Source organism: Sediminibacterium sp. FW305-C-49, assembly GCF_058231085.1.
Map to the genome: position 1 here is coordinate 1,532,446 of NZ_JBIQXS010000001.1, position 23,635 is coordinate 1,556,080.

The window sequence follows — 23,635 nt, forward strand, 5'->3', positions numbered from 1 at the left end:
ATGTTTTTTAAAAGTTGATTGGATAAAAGCAGATGTTGTTCGAGCGACAAGATTACACTTAATTAACCGATAGTTCAAATTGATTATCTTTATGATAATATAGATTTAATCTATGACACTAACACAATTAGAATATATGGTAGCGGTAGATACTTACCGCCACTTTGTACTGGCAGCAGAAAAATGTTTTGTAACCCAGCCTACCCTGAGTATGCAATTACAGAAACTGGAAGATGAGTTGGGTGTGAAGATTTTCGATCGTACCAAACAGCCTGTGATACCAACCGAAATAGGTGCAAGAATCATTGCACAGGCAAGGGTGGTATTGCGTGAATCGGGCATGATCAAACAATTGATTCACGATGAAAAAGATGTGATGACGGGTGAATTGCGCATTGGCATCATTCCTACACTGGCACCTTATCTTTTGCCGACACTCTTTAAGCAGGTGCGTGAAAAATACCCTCAACTGGAACTGGTGATCAGGGAAACGATTACAGAAGAAGTGATACACGAATTAAAAAACAACCGTCTTGATTGTGGTTTGGTGGTTACTCCTTTAAAAGACGCGTCTATCAGGGAAGATGTATTGTTTTATGAAGAGTTATTTGTGTATGTGTCGAGAAAGAATGCTTTGTACGACAAAAAATATGTGCTGGCCGATGATATAGACCCCAATGAACTCTGGTTGCTCGAAGAAGGGCATTGCTTTCGTTCGCAGGTATTGAATTTATGTGAACTGCGTAAAAGCGGCGATCTGCATTTCAAATATGCCACCGGTAATATTGAAACATTAAAAAGAATGGTAGATAAAAGCAATGGCCTCACCATTCTCCCCGAACTGGCGGTGATGGAATTTAATAAGACACAAATGAAACTTGTGAAGCGTTTAAAAGATCCGAGTCCGGCCAGAGAAGTGAGCCTGGTTACCCACCGCGATCATATCAAAACCAAACTTATCCAGACATTAAAAGAGGAAGTATTACAAATGGTACCCAAAGCCATGCAGCAGTTGAGGAATAAGAAAGTGGTGGAGATCAGTGAGTGATTCTGCCTATCAGGAAAATAAATTTCCCTGTATAATTAAGGAGATATTCAATGCCCTCTGTTTGGCAAGTAAAGCATTTTTTCCGCTGAAAAGTTCATCTACAACTTCAATAAATAGCATATTCCACTGCTGAAAATGCAACTGATTTAATGGCATTATTTTGTGAAGGTGTTGATGAAGGTTTACCGGGTTGCCACTATAACTTCCACTGAAAAACAAAGCATTCTCCCAAAAATCGCACATGGTTGGAATATGCCTGTCCCAGTTGATCTTTTTAGGTCCGTCGAATATTGGCCCCAATAAAGGATCGGCAACTACTTTCTTATAAAAGAGTATTACCATTTTCTCTATGTCGGCTCTTGTAGCAATATCTTTTTTCATATAGAAGAATTTAAAGCAGCAACCTGAACTGTTCCAATAATGGAGCAGGACAATATTGTTCTAATAACGGGAACAGAACCCTTTCTTCTTTGCGGATATGTGTATTTAATAGTTGACCGAGTGAGTGCAACTGTTCGCTGCTAACAGTGGCTGGTACTAATTCATGGAATAAACGGATTAGTGTTGTATGTTCTGCGATGATTTCCTCTATGAGGATATCTATATCCTGCAGGAGGCCTTTACTCTGGTTAAAAATGGTTTCTTCTTTTTCAAAATGCCTCACTAATGTTTCCTGGAAAATTTTTGTGGCGTAAATAGCCTTCTCCCGGTTGCCTGAAGGTAATCCTGCATAATCCGGTACATCATTACGAAGTAACTGGGCCAGCAGCAAAGCGTCATGATGTTCCCGTGAAAGTGGTTGTAATGCAATATGTCTTTTCATGGTTAAAGGTCTTTATGGTTAAACCTGCGAATGGAAAGCCAGACAGGTACAAATATCCAGAGCAGTAAAACAGAAAGAGAAATCAACTGCCCCCATACGGTTCCAAAAAACTGCTGAAATACTGCACCGGTATAACCCATTAATGCAGAGATATCCATTTTTAAAAGAATCATGATCCGGCCAAGATCAATAGGGTTCAGTGCACTGATCAATATCATGGGTTTCTCCATCGGATAATCTGCAAACTGGAATAAAAGAAAGAGTACAATACCATCAAACAACAGCGAAAAATACAACCATAGCAATATGGCAACGCCTATGCCTCTTGCTTTGTCGCGTGTTTTAACCGAAGCCAGCATGGCAATAGCAACAAAAATTACCGAAAGCAGAAAACCAATGATGACCATCATCAAACCAGTACTGCTGGGTACAAATAATAATACCGGGATGCCTATGCCGATCATAAAAGCAAGTGAAAGAGAAAAAGCAATGCCTGTAAACAGACTAAACCATATGCTGATGCGTTTAAGCGGTTGGCTTACCAGGAGTTCGATGAATTCGGTACTGTTATAGATATAAATGGTAGAAAAGACGATGCTCACCATAGGAACGATGATGAGTAATACATTCAGTAAACCCAATAATCCTTTTGTGGTATTGTCTTCCAGACCAAATAACATCAAGGAAAGCAAGAGCAGGAACAATGTATAGGCCAGCATGATTTTATTCCGCAAAATATCTATGATAACGTATTTAATAATCTTTCTCATGGTACTAACTTGTTTTGGGTCATGATGCTGGCAATTACTTTACTTAACCGGGTCTGTCCGGTTGTTTTCTGCAACTCACCCACTGATTGCTGGAAACAAAGTTTTCCGTCTTGTATATAGATGATCTGTGTAACCATATCATCCAATTCGCTGAGAATATGTGATGTAATTAGAATAAGTTTACCCTTTTCTTTTTCCCGTATAATTTTTTCTTTCAGTACTTCTGCTGAAACGGGATCAAGGCCGGCAGTGGGTTCATCAAGAATGATTACCTGAGGGTTAAAAAGAAAAGCGAGAACGGCACTTACTTTTTGCCGGGTTCCACCCGAAAGCGTGCGCATTCTTTTGTCAAGTAATTTGTCTAAACCAAAGGCATATAGCAGTTCTTCATCAATACCTGCTTTCTTGTCTACCCGTATATCTTTCATCATGGTTAACAACTGACCAATGCTCATATTGTCTGGATACCTGCCAATCTGAGGCATATAGCCCACTTCATTCCGGTAAAGCCAGTTGTTTTTTATGTTATGACCATTGAATGTAATGAAACCGCTGTCGCAGATGACCATACCCAGAATTGCTTTGATGAAAGTAGTTTTGCCACTTCCATTTGGACCAATCAGGGCAATACATTCTCCTTTATTACAGGTAACAGAAAGATTGTCGAGTACTTTTAATTTGCCAAATTGTTTGGATACATTGGTAGCGATGATCATAATTTCAAAGGTTTCATTAGGGGAAAATCATCTTTCAAATTTTCCGGTGTTAACGATGGTATCAGTTTCTCTGTTTTATCAAACAGTGCGGTCATAAAACTGCGGAACAGGATCATGGCGGTGGGATTTCTCTCTACAATAACGGCATACATACTTACGGGCCGGTAGGGAATATCACCTTTGTTGTTTTTGTCGAGATCATAGCCTTCATATTTATCCCAATAATTTTGGCTGAACTTATTGAGCATCAGACTTCCATTGGTGCCTACATCGAATGTGTTCGACTGGAAATTATTGCCAGTAACAGTTATATCCATACAACTGGCCTGAATCTTCATAGCCCAGCCATTACTTTTAAAACTGTTTTTCTGCACATCAATCCTGTTGGCTCCTTCAAGGAATATGGCAACGGTATTTTCAAGGAACTGATTTTTTTCAATCCTGCTGTCGCTGATTTCTTTTAGTAGTATGCCATAAGCAGCATCTCCCCAGTTTTGTGTAAACAGGTTGTTCAGCATGGTTACATGATGTGAGAACATAACAGCAACACCTGAACCATTATTGCGAAACTGGTTATGCAGATAACTGTCGTGGTTCGAAAACATAAAGTGTAAACCATAGCGCAGATTTTTTTCAGATTTGTTCTGGGTGATGGTGGAATGGGTTACAAACTCAAAATAAATTCCATCTCTGTGTCCGCTGATACGGTTATTCTTTATCTGCATACTGTCACTTTTCCAGCAATGAATACCGTTACCGCTTTGCTGCTCATTCTTAGCAGTACCCAACAGTACATTATTTTCAATGATGCAGTTCGATCCTAACTGTGCATAGATGCCAAAGAAAGTGTTCAGCAGAATATTGTTTCGGATAATTACTTTTCTGCTGTTATAAATCTTGATACCCGCAAAGTCGTCCATACTTGATACACCTGAATTCACAACTTTAAAACCTTCTATTACTACTGCGTCAGCTTTAACAGCAATAATTTCATATTTGTGTTCGCCATCAATCACGGGATACTGAATGCCTTGCAGTACCACTCTTTTTCTTATCAGCAGTCCCTTTTCCCGGTACAAGCCTTCTGTTACTTTTATTGTATCGCCATCTTTTGCAAGTTCCAATGCTGTTTGTATAGTCTTCACAGCAGACTGTCTGCCCACTATAATGGTGTTGGACAGCACATGCTTAGAAAGCAGCAATACAAGTATGCTGAGTAATATTTTTTTCATGGCCGGATAAATTCATTCCAACTGATGATTCTGCCATTGTTTTTTAATGCTGCGTCAATGCTGTCTTTGTGAGGGAAAGCTGCAATATTACCACCCATCGGTCCCCTGATCAGCTTACTTTCTACCATAACGGCACTGTTTACTTCAATCAAATGGTTATTGCCACTGAACTGGGTCAGGTACAGTTTTTTTACGGGAATATTTTTTTCCTGTGCTAAGTAATTTTTCAGGCAGATGACATCATCGAATTTGTAAACCTTTCCTTTGGCTGTAACCAGTTCTGCTCCGAAATGCGGATCGGTAACGCGCATTTTACAGGCGCTACAATGATCGGCACCAATCACAATTTGCTCCGGACCACTGTTACAGGATACCATACCCGACAGAAAACATACTAGCATGATGCTTTTTAATACAGGGTTTGTTTTTTTTCTCCACTCAATAATCACCAGGGCGAAAGTGATAAGACCTGCCAGTATAAATATCCATCCACCTATATCGGGAAATGAATAGGCACCGAAGTTAAGTAGCTGTTTGAACCCGATTAATGGGGGCTGGTACGACATGCCCGGCACAACAATAGCAGCATCAGGTTGCAGATCGTGACCATAATTGTATTCCCATCTCCAGAAATCGTACATCGATAAAATACCAAAACAAATGAACAAAAGGAAGAGCAGGTACAGGTATTTTCGCTGACCCAGTAAAGCCGTCACAACAAATGCAAGTGCGAAGAACCCAACCAGATAGGGTAGTACACTGAACTCCACAAAATCTTTTGTATGAAGTGTCTTCATGCCTATATAATGGTTAAGGCCATTGATGATGTCAACATCACCAGCCAGTTGATGGGTATAAATCAACAGCCGCAAACCTTCGGGGTACTGTGGGGCAACAAGATCGATCCTCCATAAGGGAAGAAACAGAACGGCAATCAGTGAAAGTCCACACATGATTAGAAGGATCTTCGAAACCGGCTTTAATAACATATTGTTCATGGATCATTGCTTTACTGAGAAGTAAAAAGGGAGCAGGCTGCAATCCTGCTCCCCCAACTATAAAAAACCAACTCATACAACTCACTTAGTAACCGGAGCAGTCTTACCAGTGCTGAAACGTAAGGGGACACTTGATCCCTTTGGAGATACACGCAGGTATCCAGACATTTCCTGGTGCAGGGCACTACAGAAATCGGTACAATAGAAAGGATAAATACCAACCCTGTCGGCCACCCATTTTAATGTCTGTGTTTCACCAGGCATAATCAGCAACTCTGCGTTATTGGCCCCTTTAATGGCAAAGCCATGTGGTACATCCCAGTCCTGCTCAAGATTGGTGATGTGGAAATACACTTCATCACCCTGTTGAATACCTTCTATATTATCAGGAGCCAGGTGAGAGCGAATGGTGGTCATATACACATGCACTTTTCCGCCTTCTCTCACCACTTTGGTAGCACTTTCACCCTTGGCGACATATGGATGCTGGTTCTCATCAATTTTAAAAATCTTCAATGACTTATCTTTGATAAGATCGGCTCTAACAGCCTGAGCATAGTGAGGTTCGCCAATGGTAGGGAAGTCTAGAATAAGCTGCATCTTATCACCACTGATATCAAATAGCTGAGCACTCTGCGATAATTCCGGACCGGTAGGCAGGTACCTGTCTTTAGTAATTTTGTTATAGGCAATCAGGTATTTTGGATCGGGTTTTTTGCTGTCGCCACCGGGAATGGTGAGGTGACCAATAGAATAATAAGTAGCGGCACGATCCAATACTTTCAGGTCCTTGATATTCCATTTTACTACTTCAGAAGAAACAAAGAAAGAAGTATAGGCATTGCCCTTGCCATCGAATTCAGTGTGTAATGGTCCCAAACCTGGTTTTTGCAACTCACCATGTAAAGCAGATTCGTATTTGATAACAGGAATACCATCATAATCGCCGATAAAATCTTTGGCAGCAATGGCTTTCTGTATTTTATCGAAACTGAATACGGGAACCAGCGCAGCCAGTTTACCACTACCTACAATGTATTCACCTGTAGGATCTACATCGCAGCCATGCGGTGATTTTGGACAGGGTATAAAATAACAGATGTCTTTAAAGTCTTTCACATCCAATACCAATACTTCTGTTTTTATCTGTGAAGTAGCGGTATGAGTTTTTTCGTCGTAGCGGTTGCTGGCATATTTAACAGACTGTTTTCTGCCTTTACCTGCTTTAATGTATTCTTCTGCTTTTTTCCAGTTAACAGCCATGATAAAATCTTTATCGCGCTGTGAAGCATTTACTTCAAGCAGGGTACTGGCTTTTTCTGTGTTATAACAGGAGAAGAAGAACCAGCCATTCGATTTTCCTTTCCCGGCATGACTCAGATCGAAGTTTACACCTGGACACTGTAACTGAAAGGCAATATCCATTTTACCGTCGGTTTTATCTACACTGATAAAACTGATGGTGCCTTTGAAATTATCTTTATAAGTATCGATGGCTACATCACCATTGGCATCATCGGGGGGTACGCTAAAGCGGGTACCGGCCACTACATATTCAGTATTCTCGGTGATGAAAGGTGAGCTGTGATTCCCTGCACTGTTGGGGAGCTCAATAATTTCCGCAGTACGGAAAGTGGTGAGATCAATACGAGCTACCCTTGGTGTATTATTAGCGTTACCGAATACCCAGCGACCATCAATTTCTCCATTGGTTTGAGAGAGTTCGGTGTGGTGCAGGTCATCCCATGGTACCATACCATGTGAGGTATTTAGCATGGCTTTGGTTTCTTCACTGTAACCCCATCCTTTCTCCGGATCAACAGAGAAAACAGGAATTACACGGAGCAAACGCCCGGAAGGTAATCCATAAACACTCATCTGACCGCTGAATCCACCAGATACAAAATTATAGAATTGGTCAAATTGTCCGGGTGCAACATACGCTTTAGCAGCGGCATCTGCACCCACGGCACTGCCTGTATTTTTGGGTTTACAGGCGAACATACTGAGGCTTAAACAACCTATCAGTAATGCCCATTGTTTACATGAAAACTGTGTCATTATTATCAGTTTAGTTTGTGAGAGATCAATTATTATTTAACGCCATCATTCTTACGCATGAACTCATAGAGTGAAAGCGCTTCTTTATCGGTAAGACTCTGGTTCGGCATTCTAACCAGACATATTTCCAGTTGCGCCTGTGCTTTTGGATCTATATTCAGCATGGCATCGGTATTGGTAATGAAGTTGAGTATCCAGGCAGCCTGATTGCGGGAGGTAACACCTTTCCATCCGGGCCCAACCAGTTTCTCCTCAGAGAGTTTATGGCAACTGCCACATTTTACATTGTACACTTTCTCTCCTTCACCAGCAAGTGCCATATCGAGTTTGGGATTTATCTGTACGTCTTTGAATTTACCTTCCCCTCTGTTAGGATCATAAGAAGGATTTCCACTGGCAGCAGAGTTGCTTTCCGTACTTGCTGCAGTTGTTGCTGGTGCGTGCGAATTACCGCCGCCGCAAGCTCCAACAATGGAAGCAATGGCCAGCATGAAGATGATTTTTTTCATAGTTGATGTTTTAAGGAGTAAGTCAATAATTGAGTACAAGATTACCTGTGAATCGTTCCAATTTTTATGCGTTCAATCATATTGCCCGTAAAGCCATTGAACCGAAAAGTGTAACTCGTTCATTTACAGCTTGCTTAAAATTGAAACATGATATATATCATATTTCACCCTGTGCAAAATCATACCCTGAACTGTTTTAGCTGTATAGTTTTACTGAAATGAATGTTTATGGTTATAGATATCAATACACTGCTGGCCTGGGGCGCAGTGTATAAAAAAGTAAATGCCGGTGATTTCATTTTTCAGGAAGGCAGTTCAGCCGTTTTTTATCACCAATTGGTGAGTGGAAGCGTTCGCTGGGTGAATATTAACGATGAAGGGAGAGAATTTTTACAGGTAATGATTGAACCAGGCGAATCATTTGGTGAACTGCCACTGTTCGATGGTCAGCCTTATGCAGCAAGCGCTATAGCCAACGAAGACAGTATAGTGATACGATTACAAAAAGAAGTATTTCTTTCATTGCTGAAAGAAAACTCTGATGCGCATATTGCTTTTACTAAACTGATGATAGAACGTGTTCGGTTCAAATTTTATGTAATTAAAGAACTGGCACAACATGATCCAGAGAACTGTATATCGAAGCTTTTTGCCTACATGAAACAGCGTAAGAAAAATATTTGTCCCGACTGTAACCGTATCAAACTCACACGACAACAAATAGCAGATATGACGGGCATGCGGGTAGAGACTGTCATAAGAACCATCCGTAACCTGCACAAAAAGGGACAGTTGATGATCGACAAAGGCAAAGTATACTGTTAATATGATCTGAATCATAAGAAACCTTTTATTGCCCTGTTAATTTGCACCCAAAATCAGGCGCATGAAAAATGCTTACCACAAATGGGTGCGGATCGCCATTTTTAATCTTTTGCTGGTAGCATTACTGGGTTTTGTGATGCGTTACAAAATTGTGTTTCCTTTATCATGGATAGATCAGAAACATGTATTACATGCACATTCTCATTTTGCTTTTTCCGGATGGATCACACAATTGCTCATGGTATTCCTCATATCATCTTTACAGGAAAAGGATGGAGCATTACGTCGATATAAGCCGATACTGAAAGCCAATCTGGTAACAGCTTATGGTATGTTGCTGAGTTTTCCGTTTCAGGGGTATGGATGGATTTCCATCAGTTTCTCTACAGCCTCTATTTTTGTATCATATTGGTTTGCGTGGATGTTTTGGAAGGATATCAACCGGCAGTTGCTGCCCGCGGCCAACTGGTTTAAAGCGGCATTATTTTTCCTGGTAATCTCATCATTTGGTGCATTTGGATTATCGGTCATGATGGCCAATCAATGGATCAACCAGCAATGGTACCTGGCAGCTGTATATTTCTTTCTTCATTTTCAATATAATGGCTGGTTCTTTTTTGCCTGTATGGGGTTATTGTTTACCATGCTGAGCCAGCATTTTCCAACATTGAAATACCAACAAAGAATTTTCAGATTTTTTGTATTATCCTGTATACCAGCTTATTGTTTATCTGTGCTTTGGCTTTCGTTATCATTATGGGTGTATATATTTATTGCAATAGCTGCCATAGCCCAAGTGGCTGGTTGTTTTTATTTGTGGAAAATGATTGTTGCGCAAAAACAATATTTTAAAAGAGAATGGCCCCGGATGGCACAACGAACAGGTTTATTAGCGTTTTTGGCACTGGCGATAAAACTATTGTTGCAACTTTTTTCAACCATTCCATCGCTTAGCGATCTGGCTTTTGGTTTCAGACCCATTGTCATTGGTTACCTGCACCTGGTATTACTGGGCATCATCAGTTTGTTTTTACTAACTGTATTACTGGTATTTACAAAGCAGCATCCATTACCATTGATGCGAAAAGGGATCACTGTTTTTGTGAGCAGTATTTTACTGAATGAAATAATACTGATGATGCAAGGTGTTTGTGCCATGGCTTATATATCTGTGCCAGGCATACAGGAATTATTAGTACTTGTTGCTCTGGGGTTGGTTGCCGGAGCTGCGATGATTTTTTTTGGCTATCGAAAACCTGTTTATGCGTAGACGCATAATTAGTGTATGAGCGATGCTGGACATTTGTATCAAACCTTTTGATATGAATTATACATCTCAAACACTCGCTTCTATAGTAAGCGATCATTACCAGACAGCGGCTTTATTTGAAAAATTTCACCTCGATTTTTGCTGCAAAGGACAACAAACTCTTGCATCGGCCTGCGAACAAAAAGGACTGGATTTGAATACTGTAGTACAGGAACTGGAAGAAGTGGTGAATGGTGAACAACAGAAAAATATTCCTTTTGCGGATATGAAAGCAGAACAACTGATTCAATATATCCTGATTCACCATCATTTCTTTATCAAACAAACAGCACCACAGATTTTAGGTTACCTCGAAAAAATCAATACTAAACATGGCGACAGGTTTCCGCAAATGGTAAGGGTATTAAACCTGTTCAGGGAATTGTCGTTTGAACTGTTGTCGCATATGGAGAAAGAGGAGCAGATATTGTTTCCTGCCATCATTGCACTTGAAAAAAAACAGGCGGCGCTGATTTCATTTAAACCTGTGATTGAACAAATGCTGGCAGAGCACCATGAAGCAGGTGATCTGATGGACCAGATCAGGGTACTCACGCTTGATTACAGCCCCCCCGAAAACACCTGCACCACTTTTCATTTAACACTTACTATGTTAAAAGATTTTGAAGCCAATTTGCACAAGCATGTTCATTTGGAGAATAACCATTTATTTCCGATGGCAGACAGGCTACTTTCAAAACAACCAGAGGATAGAGCAGAATTATTCAACTGATACTAATACCCCCTGATTCTTTTTTATACATCATGAGCCGGCACTACCCGGCTCATGATGTATATGCACTTTTCATCAATGCTGTTTACAACACAAAGCAAATACTTATTTTTATCCTATGTGTTTACCTCTCAGGAAGTTCATCTGTCTCTTGTTGTTATTGAGCAATACTGCTTTATTATATGCACAGGAAGAACTACGTCTGGTAACCGAAGAAGATATTTTTACCAATGCTCCCTTCAAATCTTGTCATGCAGCAACCATTTGTACCCTGAATAATGGAACACTCATGACAGCATGGTTTGGTGGTAATTATGAAGGTGATACATCGGTGGCTATCTGGGCTGCTATCCGTAATAAAGATGGATGGACGCCTCCCCAAAAAATAGCAACAGGCACCCTCAATGGGAAAACCTATGCCTGCTGGAATCCCGTTCTCTTTACAGATAAAAAAGGGATACTCTACCTGCATTATAAAGCAGGTCCCAATCCGCGTCAGTGGAAAGCATTTTATAAAATCTCAACAGATGTTGGCCGTAATTGGTCTGATGCTATACAATTACCAGATAGTTTATTGGGCCCCATCAGAAACAAGCCATTACAATTATCAAATGGAGATATCCTCTATCCCTCCAGCCGCGAAAGCGAAGATGAAAAAAGCTGGACGGCACATATGGAGAAATCAACAGCCGATTTGTTGAACTGGAAAACTCTTGCAGTACCGCCAACCGATTTTGGTATCATTCAACCCACATTACTGCAATACACAGACAAACGCATACAGGCACTTTTTCGCAGCAGGCAGCATGTTATTGTACAGAGCTGGTCAACCGATGAAGGAGAACACTGGAGTGTACCAACAGCTACCAATTTACCCAACCCTAATTCGGGTATCGACGCAGTGAGTATGCGTAACGGAACACAGTTGCTGGTGTACAATCCGCTGAAAGCTGGTGCCAACTGGTGGGAGGGAAGAAGTGTATTGAAAATTGCTTCATCCACCGATGGTATTCACTGGAAAGATGTGTACACACTGGAGGACCATCAGGAAGGCGAATACAGTTACCCTGCTATCATTGTAGATGATGCTGACAATATACATGTGGTGTACACGGCAAAGAGGGCCGTTATCAGGTATGTGCAGTTAAGGCTGCAATGATGGTTCAAATATCCTTCGTCACAATTTCCGATCTGCGACCGGAATGTTCCTCAGGATGACGGGAAAACGACAAGTAAAGCGGAGGGATTGATTGGCAAAGCCAATCAATCCCTCTCTAATAGCCTACAATGAATCGTCATCCTGAGAAGCATTAATAACCAAAGGTTATTATCTGCGACGAAGGATATTTCAGAAGTTGACTGTGAATTTCTACTGGAACCCCACATTACTAACAGAAATATTATACTACGCCATTTTTCAATTAATTACCCTCTATACTTTATTGTCAAACGATAAACGTAATAATGACAATTATTTGCCGATAAACCTTATTTTTATCATCAACCACAACTATTCCATTCACTAAACGCCACAAACAATGAACCATCATGAAAGAAAAAAAACCAGTCATGAAAATCAGCAAGCTGATTTTGTCATGTATGGCGATGCTCCTGCTGGCCCAAAGCGGAATACAGGCGCAGAAAAATGAAACATCAAACAGTAAAGTAAACCAGCGCTTTGTTCACAGGGGCATGGGCAATCCCTACCTGCCCTTATGGGAACATTTACCCGATGGCGAACCCAGGGTGTTTGAAGACCCTGATAAGCCCGGTAAATACCGCGCTTATATTATTGGCTCTCACGATTTACGGTTTACCAGTTATTGTGGTCCAGATATTCGTATATGGTCGGCACCGGTAGAAGATTTATCTAGCTGGCGCGATGAAGGTGCTGTATTCACCTACCAGTCTGAAGACAAATGGGATGTGATGTATGCACCCGATCTCGTAGAAGTAAAAAGGAAAAACGGGAAGAAAGAATATTATCTCTATCCGCATAGCCGTGGCCCCAACCGCGAACCATTGGTGGCAAAATCGAATCGCCCTGACGGACCATTCACACCCATCAATCTTACAGAAGATGGTAAACGTACCGTACCCGGCAGTATTTTAGGATTCGATCCTGCCATCTATATTGAATATGTAACCGATCCCAAAGATCCTGATTTCGAAATTGGGTTCCGTGCTTATGCTTACTGGGGCTTTCAGCGATCACTCGCAGCGCAGTTAGACCAGAACACGATGTACTCACTCAGACCCGGCACCAAAATCATCGATCGTTTTTTACCCGCCAGTTCAAGGTATGGAATGCTTCGTGATCCGCAGGGTACCGTGTATCCGCAGATTTATCCGGGTGAAGATCTGGGTACTTTCAACTTTTTTGAAGCTTCTTCCATCCGTAAAGTGGGTAATAAATTTGTATCCATCTATAGTGGTTATTCCGGACCGGAATATGGTATAGGTAGTTCTAACTCAACCCTGCGTTATGTGGTGGGCGATTCTCCATTGGGGCCATGGAAGAGTGGCGGGGTACTGGTAGATTCCCGCGCTCCGGTATTAAACAAAGATGGTTCTGCTATTCAAACAACCAATGCCGGACATAACACACATGGCAGTATACAGGAAATCAATGGTCAATGGTATGTATTCTATCACAGACCTCCACGTGGTTTCGGTTTTGCCCGTCAGGCAATGGTTGCACCCATTACTGTTACATGGGATGCAAAGCCAGTAGCGGAAGGAGGTATGGTATACATGCGCGCATTTGATCCGTATGCGAAAGATAAAATACATGTGGTAAAAGACAGCCAGGGTAAAGAATACAAAGGCGCAGAAGTAACTTCTGAAGGCTTTCATTTTTATGGATTAGATCCCTATCGTTATTATTCTGCCGGTTATGCCTGCTATCTGTCTGATAACAGTATACAGCAGGACTCATGGGATATATGGGACAACCATATGCCCATTACCAAAGTGAAAAACGGACATGTCATCGGCTATAAATATTTTGGTTTTGGTGGTCATGCCAAAACGGAGAAAGGCTTACCTGCTTTTGAAGGAACGAAGAAGGGAAACAAAACCGCATTTAATCTTTTCCTTACGCCCAAAACAACAAAGTCGTTTAAGGTGCAGGTATGGTTAGATGGTCCTTATGATACGGAAGCATGGAAAGGAAAAAAGATCGGTGAGATTGTTGTTCCTGCAAATGCCAGACAGGAAGCCACGCAGTTCACTGCCGATGTTTCAGCTATGGTAGACGGACTCGGTAAAAAACATGCGATATACCTGGTAGCAGAAGGTGCAGAAGGCGAATTGCTTTTTGATTTGCAGGGACTGGGTTTCAGTTCTGTAAAGAAGAAGATTGTACGGCCCGTTCCACCTGTTGTAAGCATCAACGTAAACGGTATTGCAGTAGCTCTGCCGGAAATACCCGTGCGTTCCAACAATACCAATGGACTGGTTACCTACGATCAGTATGAAACCAGCTATACATTGCCTGCAGGTACAACAGGTATTCCGAAAGTAAGCGCCAGTGCCAGCAACCCCGCCGTAAAAATCACCATCACCCAACCCGAATCCTTAACTGGAAAAGCAGTGGTGAAATGTGATTATAAGGGAGTGGTGAAGACATATAATGTGCTGTTCACTACGTTATGATTATTTGTTTCCAGACAAGCTGTAAAAAAAATCCGCAAGGTTTCCTGTTTCATATGGAGACCTTGCGGAAAATAAATAGCATGGGGATTACTAATGGAGCCCGGCCGGTATCACAGATGTCTGATATAAGTTTATTATAGTGTATTGTTCATCTGAATCCTAAGGCTAGTAAAGCATTCATGATCTTGAGCGGTAATAATTTTATACAAGAGCAGCCTGCATTATTTTTAAACTGCGCTGGTAGTTATTGATATTATTTGAAATGGTTTTGAGTGAGAGCAGTCCGATGAGTTCGAAAATCTCCTTTTTTGAAAATCCGTTTAGTTCGAGTGCCTGTACATAGCCGGCATATCCTTCACGATTGGCATAAAAAAGGGCTTCTGTTCCTTTGAGTAGTCTGTTCAGTGCAGCATCTGAAGTAGCCTTTCTTTCTATAATAGCCCTGATATCTTCTTCCTGCAAACCTGCTTTTTTTAAAAGATAGGAATGCCCTTTTACACAGGATTCGCAGGCATTCAGTGAAGAGATGAGTAACTCAATGGCATTGATTTCAGTGGCCGTAAAACCGGCAGCGTCCATGGTAATTACCCCTTCGGTATATAATGCCGCAACGGGTACACTGTATTCGGCGATCTCTTTGATCATAGGTGGAACGATGCCAAAACTTTGTTCGGCAGACTGGTACACTTGTTCTTTGGTTAATGTTTGTTTCATGGTAAATAATTTTATGAAACAAAACTACCAGAGGGGTATGGGATGGGTTTTGACTTAAATCACAAAGTTGATTTAGCCGAGCGGCTTCTGATTCTGCTGAGTGTTTCTCTTCTCATGCCTAAATAAGAGGCAATGTATTGTAAGGGTATTTGCTGTATGATTTGTGGTGCTTTTTTCAGCAGAAAATGGTAACGTTCTTCCGGGCTGTAAATGGTATAGATTTCTTTCCAGTCGGCATCGTCGGCCAGCATATGTTCCAGTATAACCCTTCCGATGCCTTCAATTTCAGGTGCCTGTTTATAAAGCGCTATTAAAGCTTCTTTATTCATTTTCACCACGATGGCGTCTTCGAGTGTCTGTATAAAAACGGTGGAAGGCTGCAGGGTAGTAAGGCTTTTCATGTTGGTCATACAAATGCCTTCTGTAAACAAACCGGTAGTTACTTCTTCATTTTCTTTGAGGTACAGAAAACGGAATGAGCCTTTGTAAATAAAATAGATATGCCTGCAAACGGCTCCTTCTTCCAGTAATAATTCACCTTTGCGTGATGAAGTGATCTGCATGGCATTGGTCATGAGTAACCATAAATGATCGGCCACAGGCGTCATACTTTGTATATGCGCTCTGAAGGCTGCAAATATGGCGATATCATCGAAATGCTCTTTCAGGAAAAAGTTTTGTACAGGAAAGATAAACAAAAAGGGCTATCGGAATGATAGCCCCTTGATGCGTATAACCTGCTCTTAAACCCTCAGGTGATCGGCCTTCCAGCTTTTTAAACTTTTTTTGATCTGGACGGGGGAAAGACCGGGCAGATCGGTCCTTGCCGTGAGCTGAAGAAAATCTTCATCATGTGCAAACCTTAAGGACACAAGCTGCGCCAGCGAAAGCTGTTCTTCTATGGTGCTGAAATCTTTACCGGTAAGCATAAAATAGCGCAACCTTATTTCAGATCGTATGATCCTGTCCTGGTTTTGTTTTGCATAGGTTCTGGTGATGAATAAAGTCAGGTACAGGCATACAAATGCCATACACAGCAGTAAACCAGACCAGGTAAATGTTTGGGTTAACAACAACAAACAAAGGATAGATAATAACAACGACAATGGCGCCACAAAAAAATGGAACAGGGGATGAAAACGTTGATGATTACTAAAATGCTGCTCTTTCATGTTTTAAATAATTGTGTTTGATGCAATAATTGAATAAGATGACAAAATTGAAACGACCCAGCTTTTCTTTTTGTGACTTAAATCAAAAAGCAGGAGGGAGGGCTGGAATAGTTTTGCCATTGTATCAACATCATCCATTAAATAGTACACATATGACAATTAAAGCAAACAAAACATTGGTCAGTGAATTTATCAGACAGGTATGGAACGAAAGAAAACTGGAATTGCTTGACCGTTTTATTCATGCCGATTACCAGGATCATTCTTTTATTCCGACGGTACCCGGTAATAAAGAAGGGCTGGTGCAATGGATTGGCGCGGTATCGGCTTCTTTCGATCACCAGACTGTTATAGAATCGCTCGTGGCAGAGAATGATATGGTGGCAGCGCATATTTTATTCAGGGTAAAACAGGTAGGCAGGTGGAGAAATGTAGAACCATCGGGTAAAGAAGCCGAGGTAAAAGGGTTTCGTCATTTCAGGATGAAAGACGGAAAGATAGTGGAGCACTGGGCCCTGCTCGATGGGGAAGCGCTACAAACCGCACTCACCAATACCACACACGGCTGTACCGTAGTACAATAATATTTACACAACCGTAAAACAAACCGTATGATCAAAGTAAGTATACTTTACAGCAACGATGCTGCCAAATATTTTAACGACAGTTATTACCTGGAAGTGCATATACCCTTGTCGGTGCAATTACAGGGTACTTATCTTAAAGCCGTGCAGGTAGAAACCGCATTAGCGCATGCACCGGAAGAAGTAAAACCATTGTATGTGGCCATCTGTCATTTTTATTATGAAACACCCGACGATTTTTTCGCAGCTTTTCTTCCGCACCGCGAAACACTGGAGAATGATATGCAGCATTATACCAACATCAAACCCCTGATACAGATGAGTGATGTGCGATTTGATTCTTTACAGGGTATTACAGCAAAAGACAGGTATCATTAAATACGATGAAATAAAATTTTGTGTGTAGTATGCTTTTTGATTTAAGTCACAACACATGGAAATACGTGCGGGTAGTTTTGCTGCAGAAAAAAATAAACAATGAAAACAATTACAGTAACCATGCTGGCCCTCATCCTGTTCAGTGTAACAGCTTACAGCCAGCCCAATCCTTTCACAACACTAAAAAAAGATCTTATGGAAACAAAAAAAGCAGTTGAGTCGATGATTACCAGCCTGCAAAATGGCTGGAACCATGCAGACGGAAATGAATTTGTAAAACCCTTTGCCGATACCATTGAGTTTGTAGACATCAGGGGTACCTTACACAGCCAGTCAACACGTGAATATGTAGCCGCGGCACATAACGGCTTATGGAAGAGTATTTACAAAGACAGTAAAATAGTGTATGAGCTCTTGCAAACTGTATCTCTCAACGATCATACCCTGCTGGTAAACCTGAAAGCAACACTCGAAGCACCTGTGGGTCCGCTGGCGGGTACATCAGTTTCAACCATCAGTATGGTGCTGGTACAAACAGGTGGGCAATGGAAACTGAGGGGCTTTCATAATACCTTAGTGGCAAAATAATAAGTATGGGTTGGAAAATGAAAATCAAATCCTTCATCCCAGCCCATCCTTTTATCCCTCCCTATCCCAGTTCAGGTGTACTTTCAATATTTTCCCCGCCCCCGTATGTTTATTCGTTTTCACTAATTCATTGGTAATGGGTGTGCCGAAATTTACGGAGATGGCCACCATGAATGCATCATGCGGCTGAATAGCTGCTGTATGTTGCATAGCGAGTTCAATGGTTTGCGCAGGCACATGGGTGCCGGTATAATACCAGGGAGTTTCAAAATTATTACCCTGTTGAAAATGATGTTCATCAAAACCCTTATCGGAAACGTCATAACCGGAAGGAAAGCAGTGCATATCGGGCAGGGTGCCCATGCTGATGCAGATACGAAAAGCGGGTAGGTTAACCGGCTGAATAAAACTGATCGCTGGTACCAGTTCGGGCAGGTGAATAATGGCTTTGGCAGCTGACCGCATAAACTGTACATCTACATTTGCTCTGATAACAGATTCAAACGTGTTTTTACGGTTGAGCTGAAACCCATCGAGTAAATGTGCATGACGGGAAAACAGCACAGACCTTTTTCCGTGTTCATGTTCACTGTCGCGTACCTGTATGTTTTTAACGATGGCAACAAGGGCGGCAGAGGTATTAAAATCGGCCACCAGTTGTTGCATTACCAGCAGGTTACGTATCAAAGCACCGGCTTTGGCACATCCGCTCCATTCGGTATTGAGCTCTCTGGTACGTTGAAAGTTTTTGTGTTTTTTAATCTTATCCTTAGAAGCCCCGCCTTTAGTGCGAAGAAAAGTTTTGTCGCTGTCGCAACGTTTGTAGGCACTCATATTACCAATGCTTCCCTGAAACTCCGTAAGGTTTTTAAGTACAGCCATAGTAAAACATTTATAGGTTACTAAAATGATTGCTTAAGGACTGGTTGGGGGGAGATTCGTACTATAAATATATATAAAAAATATTTTAATTAAATAAAAAACATATATAAGCCCCTCCTTTAAAGGGCGGGCTTGTATCGGGCTTATAACCGGCTTATATCCGGTTTATATCTGGGTTATAGTACTGGTAAACTTTGTTGATTGCACTATATGTTATGGAGCTGGTGGAACTATAGCTTTGTTTTACACAGCGTGTACCATTTGCTATAGGTTTAGCAATTCGGAAAAGAAATTTTAAGTGGAATAATGAATGAATAACTTATTTATGCGTGAATGGTGCTAAGTTCTCTGCTTGAGATATCTGCGAGGAAAGTTCAAGAAAAGAAAATCGTGCGGAGAATAAATAAAGAACACTTTTTAAGAAGGAAAATGGTTATCTATGGCTTATCGAAATGAAAACGGCCTTTAGGGATTATTTTATCTTTTTACTTGTTAAGTATTTATAAAAACGGAGGTAATTAGATTAGCGGGGCAATTTTTTGTAAATTTATTAGTTATCGGCAACCTTAAGAAGACACACCATAAACAATGACTGACAAAATAAAAAAGGAACTATTAAGACTTGAACTTCAACACGACATCAAAATTTTATATGCAGTTGAAAGTGGTAGTCGTGCTTGGGGCTTTGCTTCGACTGACAGTGACTGGGACGTAAGATATATCTACATTCATAGACTTGACTGGTATTTAAAAATTGACGAAAAGAAAGACAATCAAGAAGAGATTTTGCCTAACGACATTGACCTTGCTGGTTGGGAGTTAAAAAAAGCGTTACGACTTTTTAGAAAGTCAAACCCACCTATGTTGGAGTGGTTAAGAAGTCCTATCATTTACTTACAACAATTTTCTACTGCAGACAAATTACGTGACTTAGCAACGGAGTTTTTCAATCCTAAATCTTGTATTCATCATTATCTTCATATGGCAGAAGGTAATTACAAAGCGTATTTGCAAAATGACAATGTAAGAGTTAAAAAGTACTTCTATGTATTGCGACCAATACTTGCTTGCGACTGGATTAGACAGACAAACACAATGGCTCCAATGGAATTTCTTAAACTACTTGACAGCCAAGTGACAGAACAAAGTGTTAAGACAGAAATTCAAAACTTACTGACAAGAAAAATGGCAGGCGAAGAACTTAAGGAAGAACCGAAAATTCAAATTCTTAACAACTTCCTTGAACAAAAAATCGAGTTTTATAACGACTACGTTAAAGCTTTAGGACAAATCGTACAACCAGACACAACAAGTCTTGACGAACTATTTAAACAAACAATATATGAAGCGTGGGATAAGAATGATAGCCGCTAAATGGGGTTTGCAATAGCGCAGGGCATCCCTAGCAGACACATTTTTTTTTACACAACGTGTAGTTAATCAAAAGAAGTTTATCACAGAATCTGCGGGGAACGTGCAAATAAAGTAGACCCTGCGGAGAAGAAAATAAACTACTCATAACAGCGGTTTGGCGTTATGCTGCTAGACGATAAATTATTAAAAGCGGTACAACGCCAAGCCGCCAACCGTTATATACCATTTTATGAAACAATATTTCCTGGTACTTTTTTACTTCCGTTATGTTCATCTGGACAGTCCAAACTCGACTCCATTTTCTCAAAACAGGTATGTGAATGCCTAGATAGTCAGAATGCCTTCTTAGTAAGTGAGGATGTATTCGGCAATTGTATAATGCAGTCTATGGAAAAAGACAGCGCGTTATTTATTGATGAATGCAAGCGCTTATATGGTGATACAAGTGAAGCAATGGGATACAAATTCGGAAAAGAATTTATCGAAAAGATGACTATTAAAATGGTCAAAGATTGTAAACCATATTTTCACATGATGGATTCATTGAGGTATCAGGACTACAAAAATCTCAATATGGATTCTTTAAAATATGAATTAGTAAAATTGAATACACAAGATGAATCGAAAAGAGATGACAATTTTTATTTCCTCAGAGCTGATTTAAATTTTAAATTAAAGAATTATTCTGCTGCTTTGCCCGATATTGAACGGATAACAAAAACAGATGAAGTAAACCCTATGTATTTATATCTCAAAGCATGGCTAAATGAGATTGGTAAAAACTATGACGAGGCAATTCGGCTGTATGAAAAGATTGCCATTAAAACAAATTCTAAAAGTTTTTACATCTTTTCTGAAGTTGCAAAACGAAAGAGAAATGGCATATAACCAGAGGCTTTTTTTCTACGCAGCGTGTATTTAATCAAAAGAACTTTGTTGCATATGTCTCCTGAGGAACGAAGGGACTCTGGGCGTTACACATCCAACAGGTACCGTTTACTTACTCCACCAGTTTATCACATAAAAAAGCCCGCCTCATTAAGAAGCAGGCTTTGTAGTCCCGACAGGAATCGAACCTGTATCTAAAGTTTAGGAAACTTCTATTCTATCCATTGAACTACGGGACCGGGAGAAATGATGAACAGAGGAATATCGAATATCCAATGTCCAGGTTTCTTTATGGTATTTAATATACCTGTTTATGTATAAGAACTTGTTATCAAAGTTTAGTCCCAACAGTACTGTTGGGATATTCTATCCATTGAACTACGGGACCGGAGGGAATGATGAACAGAGGAACAGAGAAATATCCAATGTCCAAAATTCGGGTTCAATATTCCCGGGTATTCAAAGCTAATGGCTAATAGCTAACAGCTCCCCCCACGGGACGGCAAAAATAGGGGATTCGGGATTTTTGGAGGCAGGAAATGGACTATTTTAGTAAATCAAGAAAGCTACATGCGTAAAACCCTTTTATCAACCATCCTGCTGGGCATCAGCCTCTGTACCATGGCACAAGACAATACACCCCGGATTCAGCTCAACCATATTGCCCTCTATGTTACCAACTTACAGCAGTCGGCCAGTTTCTACCGGGATGTGATGGGACTCGACACCCTGCCCGAACCTTTTAAACTGGGTAAACATGCCTGGTTTAAAATTGGTCCGGCCATGGCCCTGCATGTGATTGCAGGGGCACCGGAGAAAAAAGAATATTATAAGAATAACCATATCTGTTTCAGTGTTTCCAGTATCGATCAGTTTATCGGCAAACTCACCCAGAGGGGCATCGTATACGAAGATGTAAATGGCAAAACCGGCGCCATCACCACCCGGGTTGACGGCGTTCACCAGATCTGGTTCCGCGATCCGGATGGGTATTGGATTGAGGTGAATGATGCGAGGGAGTAGTGAATCGGCAATGGTGAATGGTGAATCGTGAATGGGGAATTTCTTCATTCACGATTCACCATTCACCATTCACTCTTCCTATATTTGCCGTCTATGAAATTTTACAATATTATCATCAAATACCGTTTCTGGCTCAGCCTGGTATTGATTGGGGGTGGGGTGGCACTGAATATGACGGGTACCGGTTTCTGGCCCACATTTCCCATTTATTTTATTGCACTCATCGGTTTACTCAGTCATTTTTTTATTGGTCCGCTGCGCCTGATACAGGAGCCCATGGAGTCGGGTAATATAGAAGAAGTAGAAAGAATTCTCAATGGTATCTGGTTTCCCGGTCTGTTGTATAAACCGGTACGTTCAACCTATTATACCATCAAGGGAAACCTGGCCATGATGAAACAGGATTTCGACTCGGCCGAAAAACACCTGAAGAAAAGTACCGACCTCGGCTCACCCATGCCCGAAGCAGAAGGCGCCAATAAATTACAACTGGGTATGATGGCCATGCAGAAGGGCGATCTGAAACAGGGCGAAAGCTATATACGTGCCGCCATTCGTGCCGGTATTCCCGATAAAGAAAGTGAAGCCGTGGCCTATCTTACCATGTGCCAGATTTTCATGAACAAAAGAGAGTTCCGCGCCGCCAAAGATTTCTTCCGCAAAGCCAAAGCCTGCAAACCCACCACTAAACAGGTGGTTGACCAGATTAAGGAAGTGGAGAAATATATTTCACGCGTGCCGGGATAGGTAGAATGTAGGATGTCAGATGGCAGATGTCAGATTTGGCACAATGCTACATCAGACATCTGCCATCTGACATCAAAAAATGTATCGCATGCTACGCATCATGAAAATACTACCTGGGTCTGCCGCACTGGAAACCGTGCGGCAACTTTTTTTGGAGTATGCAGCAGAACTGCAGGAAGACCTTTGCTTCCAGAGTTTTGAAGCAGAAGTTAAAGACCCGCTCAAAAAATATGGTCCACCTGCCGGTGTTATTTTTCTGGCTTACTGGAATGATGAACCAGCCGGTTGTATTGCATTACAACCTTTATCGGGAGAAGGGGTGTGTGAAATGAAAAGACTCTATGTAAAACCTGCATTCAGAAAATATGGTATCGGCCGTGCACTGGTTGAACATTTACTGGAAGCTTCTGAGAGCCTGGGTTATACCAGTATGCGACTCGATACACTCGACCGCCTGCAACCCGCCATCCGTTTATATGAACAGTATGGTTTTGAAGTAATCAATGCGTATTATGAGAACCCGCTTCCGGGTGTGGTGTATATGGAAAGAAAAAAATAAATCTTTTGTTTCCTTGTCAAATAAAAAGTCCATCAGCAATTTTTA

At 41.1% G+C, this 23,635-nt stretch carries 26 protein-coding genes and 1 tRNA gene; 14 read left to right on the forward strand and 13 right to left on the reverse strand.

Annotated elements, in window-relative coordinates; all coding sequences use genetic code 11:
• Nucleotides 1-112: 112 nt before the first annotated feature.
• Entirely contained in the window at nt 113-1,048 is a 936-nt protein-coding gene (locus tag ACH3Z1_RS06455; RefSeq protein WP_490821049.1) for a hydrogen peroxide-inducible genes activator, read from the forward strand.
• 9 nt (nt 1,049-1,057) lie between these two features.
• Here the strand turns inward: ACH3Z1_RS06455 and ACH3Z1_RS06460 are convergent, their stop codons facing one another.
• The 8 genes from ACH3Z1_RS06460 to ACH3Z1_RS06495 all read right to left on the reverse strand — a co-directional run bounded on the left by ACH3Z1_RS06460 (nt 1,058) and on the right by ACH3Z1_RS06495 (nt 8,157).
• The gene (locus ACH3Z1_RS06460) at nt 1,058-1,429 is read right to left on the reverse strand and encodes a group III truncated hemoglobin (protein ID WP_490821050.1); all 372 of its coding nucleotides are present in this window, start codon (nt 1,427-1,429) and stop codon (nt 1,058-1,060) included.
• Nucleotides 1,430-1,439: 10 nt separating this feature from the next.
• Nucleotides 1,440-1,871, reverse strand: coding sequence for a hemerythrin domain-containing protein (locus ACH3Z1_RS06465; RefSeq protein WP_490821051.1), 432 nt, complete (start codon nt 1,869-1,871; stop codon nt 1,440-1,442).
• Nucleotides 1,872-1,873: 2 nt separating this feature from the next.
• On the reverse strand, nt 1,874-2,641 hold the full coding sequence (locus ACH3Z1_RS06470) for an ABC-2 transporter permease (protein WP_490821053.1): 768 nt from the start codon (nt 2,639-2,641) through the stop codon (nt 1,874-1,876).
• Nucleotides 2,638-3,357, reverse strand: coding sequence for an ABC transporter ATP-binding protein (locus ACH3Z1_RS06475; RefSeq protein WP_490821054.1), 720 nt, complete (start codon nt 3,355-3,357; stop codon nt 2,638-2,640). The genes ACH3Z1_RS06470 and ACH3Z1_RS06475 overlap by 4 nt, the downstream gene beginning before the upstream one ends.
• Nucleotides 3,354-4,589, reverse strand: coding sequence for a nitrous oxide reductase family maturation protein NosD (locus tag ACH3Z1_RS06480; RefSeq protein WP_490821055.1), 1,236 nt, complete (start codon nt 4,587-4,589; stop codon nt 3,354-3,356). Before ACH3Z1_RS06480 ends, ACH3Z1_RS06475 begins: the two co-directional genes overlap by 4 nt.
• Nucleotides 4,586-5,587 (reverse strand): nitrous oxide reductase accessory protein NosL, encoded by a 1,002-nt coding sequence (locus ACH3Z1_RS06485; RefSeq protein ID WP_490821056.1) that lies wholly within the window; start codon nt 5,585-5,587, stop codon nt 4,586-4,588. Before ACH3Z1_RS06485 ends, ACH3Z1_RS06480 begins: the two co-directional genes overlap by 4 nt.
• An 81-nt stretch (nt 5,588-5,668) precedes the next feature.
• Entirely contained in the window at nt 5,669-7,648 is a 1,980-nt protein-coding gene (gene nosZ / locus ACH3Z1_RS06490; RefSeq protein ID WP_490821057.1) for a Sec-dependent nitrous-oxide reductase, read from the reverse strand.
• 32 nt (nt 7,649-7,680) lie between these two features.
• Nucleotides 7,681-8,157 carry a c-type cytochrome gene (locus ACH3Z1_RS06495; RefSeq protein WP_490821058.1) on the reverse strand — a complete coding sequence of 159 codons (477 nt, stop codon included), beginning with the start codon at nt 8,155-8,157 and terminating at the stop codon, nt 7,681-7,683.
• 228 nt (nt 8,158-8,385) lie between these two features.
• Here ACH3Z1_RS06495 and ACH3Z1_RS06500 point away from each other — a divergent pair, with 228 nt between their 5' ends.
• The 5 genes from ACH3Z1_RS06500 to ACH3Z1_RS06520 all read left to right on the forward strand — a co-directional run bounded on the left by ACH3Z1_RS06500 (nt 8,386) and on the right by ACH3Z1_RS06520 (nt 14,681).
• Nucleotides 8,386-8,982 carry a Crp/Fnr family transcriptional regulator gene (locus tag ACH3Z1_RS06500; protein WP_490821059.1) on the forward strand — a complete coding sequence of 199 codons (597 nt, stop codon included), beginning with the start codon at nt 8,386-8,388 and terminating at the stop codon, nt 8,980-8,982.
• 61 nt (nt 8,983-9,043) lie between these two features.
• Nucleotides 9,044-10,252: a hypothetical protein gene (locus ACH3Z1_RS06505; protein ID WP_490821060.1), complete on the forward strand. Its 1,209-nt coding sequence runs from the start codon at nt 9,044-9,046 to the stop codon at nt 10,250-10,252.
• Between the two features lie 52 nt (nt 10,253-10,304).
• Nucleotides 10,305-11,024, forward strand: coding sequence for an iron-sulfur cluster repair di-iron protein (ric, locus tag ACH3Z1_RS06510; protein WP_490821061.1), 720 nt, complete (start codon nt 10,305-10,307; stop codon nt 11,022-11,024).
• A 118-nt stretch (nt 11,025-11,142) separates the two neighbouring features.
• Nucleotides 11,143-12,183, forward strand: a complete 1,041-nt coding sequence (locus ACH3Z1_RS06515) for a sialidase family protein (RefSeq protein WP_490821062.1) — start codon at nt 11,143-11,145, stop codon at nt 12,181-12,183.
• A gap of 389 nt (nt 12,184-12,572) precedes the next feature.
• Nucleotides 12,573-14,681: a hypothetical protein gene (locus ACH3Z1_RS06520; protein ID WP_490821063.1), complete on the forward strand. Its 2,109-nt coding sequence runs from the start codon at nt 12,573-12,575 to the stop codon at nt 14,679-14,681.
• A 201-nt stretch (nt 14,682-14,882) separates the two neighbouring features.
• Here ACH3Z1_RS06520 and ACH3Z1_RS06525 read toward each other — a convergent pair whose 3' ends face one another.
• The 3 genes from ACH3Z1_RS06525 to ACH3Z1_RS06535 are packed head-to-tail and all read right to left on the reverse strand — an operon-like array spanning nt 14,883 to nt 16,567.
• The gene (locus tag ACH3Z1_RS06525; protein WP_490821064.1) at nt 14,883-15,395 is read right to left on the reverse strand and encodes a carboxymuconolactone decarboxylase family protein; all 513 of its coding nucleotides are present in this window, start codon (nt 15,393-15,395) and stop codon (nt 14,883-14,885) included.
• Between the two features lie 59 nt (nt 15,396-15,454).
• Nucleotides 15,455-16,093: a Crp/Fnr family transcriptional regulator gene (locus tag ACH3Z1_RS06530; protein WP_490821065.1), complete on the reverse strand. Its 639-nt coding sequence runs from the start codon at nt 16,091-16,093 to the stop codon at nt 15,455-15,457.
• A 45-nt stretch (nt 16,094-16,138) separates the two neighbouring features.
• Nucleotides 16,139-16,567 carry a DUF6526 family protein gene (locus ACH3Z1_RS06535; RefSeq protein ID WP_490821066.1) on the reverse strand — a complete coding sequence of 143 codons (429 nt, stop codon included), beginning with the start codon at nt 16,565-16,567 and terminating at the stop codon, nt 16,139-16,141.
• Between the two features lie 152 nt (nt 16,568-16,719).
• Here ACH3Z1_RS06535 and ACH3Z1_RS06540 point away from each other — a divergent pair, with 152 nt between their 5' ends.
• The 3 genes from ACH3Z1_RS06540 to ACH3Z1_RS06550 all read left to right on the forward strand — a co-directional run bounded on the left by ACH3Z1_RS06540 (nt 16,720) and on the right by ACH3Z1_RS06550 (nt 18,117).
• A complete protein-coding gene (locus ACH3Z1_RS06540) occupies nt 16,720-17,151 on the forward strand; it encodes an ester cyclase (protein WP_490821067.1) in 432 nt (143 codons plus the stop codon).
• A 27-nt stretch (nt 17,152-17,178) separates the two neighbouring features.
• Entirely contained in the window at nt 17,179-17,529 is a 351-nt protein-coding gene (locus ACH3Z1_RS06545) for an EthD family reductase (RefSeq protein ID WP_490821068.1), read from the forward strand.
• Nucleotides 17,530-17,628: 99 nt separating this feature from the next.
• Nucleotides 17,629-18,117 carry an SgcJ/EcaC family oxidoreductase gene (locus ACH3Z1_RS06550; RefSeq protein WP_490821069.1) on the forward strand — a complete coding sequence of 163 codons (489 nt, stop codon included), beginning with the start codon at nt 17,629-17,631 and terminating at the stop codon, nt 18,115-18,117.
• 51 nt (nt 18,118-18,168) lie between these two features.
• Here ACH3Z1_RS06550 and ACH3Z1_RS06555 read toward each other — a convergent pair whose 3' ends face one another.
• On the reverse strand, nt 18,169-18,999 hold the full coding sequence (locus ACH3Z1_RS06555) for a hypothetical protein (protein ID WP_490821070.1): 831 nt from the start codon (nt 18,997-18,999) through the stop codon (nt 18,169-18,171).
• 588 nt (nt 19,000-19,587) lie between these two features.
• Between ACH3Z1_RS06555 and ACH3Z1_RS06560 the strand changes: the two genes are divergently transcribed.
• Together ACH3Z1_RS06560 and ACH3Z1_RS06565 are read left to right on the forward strand one after the other, a co-directional pair.
• Complete coding sequence (locus ACH3Z1_RS06560; protein WP_490821071.1) at nt 19,588-20,373, forward strand: nucleotidyltransferase domain-containing protein; 786 nt, start codon at nt 19,588-19,590, stop codon at nt 20,371-20,373.
• Nucleotides 20,374-20,535: 162 nt separating this feature from the next.
• Nucleotides 20,536-21,261, forward strand: a complete 726-nt coding sequence (locus tag ACH3Z1_RS06565; protein ID WP_490821072.1) for a tetratricopeptide repeat protein — start codon at nt 20,536-20,538, stop codon at nt 21,259-21,261.
• A gap of 167 nt (nt 21,262-21,428) precedes the next feature.
• On the opposite strand, the gene ACH3Z1_RS06570 is transcribed toward ACH3Z1_RS06565, so the two are convergent.
• Nucleotides 21,429-21,500, reverse strand: a tRNA-Arg gene (locus tag ACH3Z1_RS06570).
• A gap of 331 nt (nt 21,501-21,831) precedes the next feature.
• Between ACH3Z1_RS06570 and ACH3Z1_RS06575 the strand changes: the two genes are divergently transcribed.
• From ACH3Z1_RS06575 to ACH3Z1_RS06585, 3 genes are all read left to right on the forward strand, one after another.
• Nucleotides 21,832-22,284, forward strand: a complete 453-nt coding sequence (locus ACH3Z1_RS06575; RefSeq protein ID WP_490821073.1) for a VOC family protein — start codon at nt 21,832-21,834, stop codon at nt 22,282-22,284.
• Between the two features lie 93 nt (nt 22,285-22,377).
• Entirely contained in the window at nt 22,378-23,031 is a 654-nt protein-coding gene (locus ACH3Z1_RS06580) for a tetratricopeptide repeat protein (RefSeq protein ID WP_490821074.1), read from the forward strand.
• A gap of 88 nt (nt 23,032-23,119) precedes the next feature.
• Nucleotides 23,120-23,590 (forward strand): GNAT family N-acetyltransferase, encoded by a 471-nt coding sequence (locus ACH3Z1_RS06585; RefSeq protein WP_490821075.1) that lies wholly within the window; start codon nt 23,120-23,122, stop codon nt 23,588-23,590.
• Nucleotides 23,591-23,635: the final 45 nt, after the last annotated feature.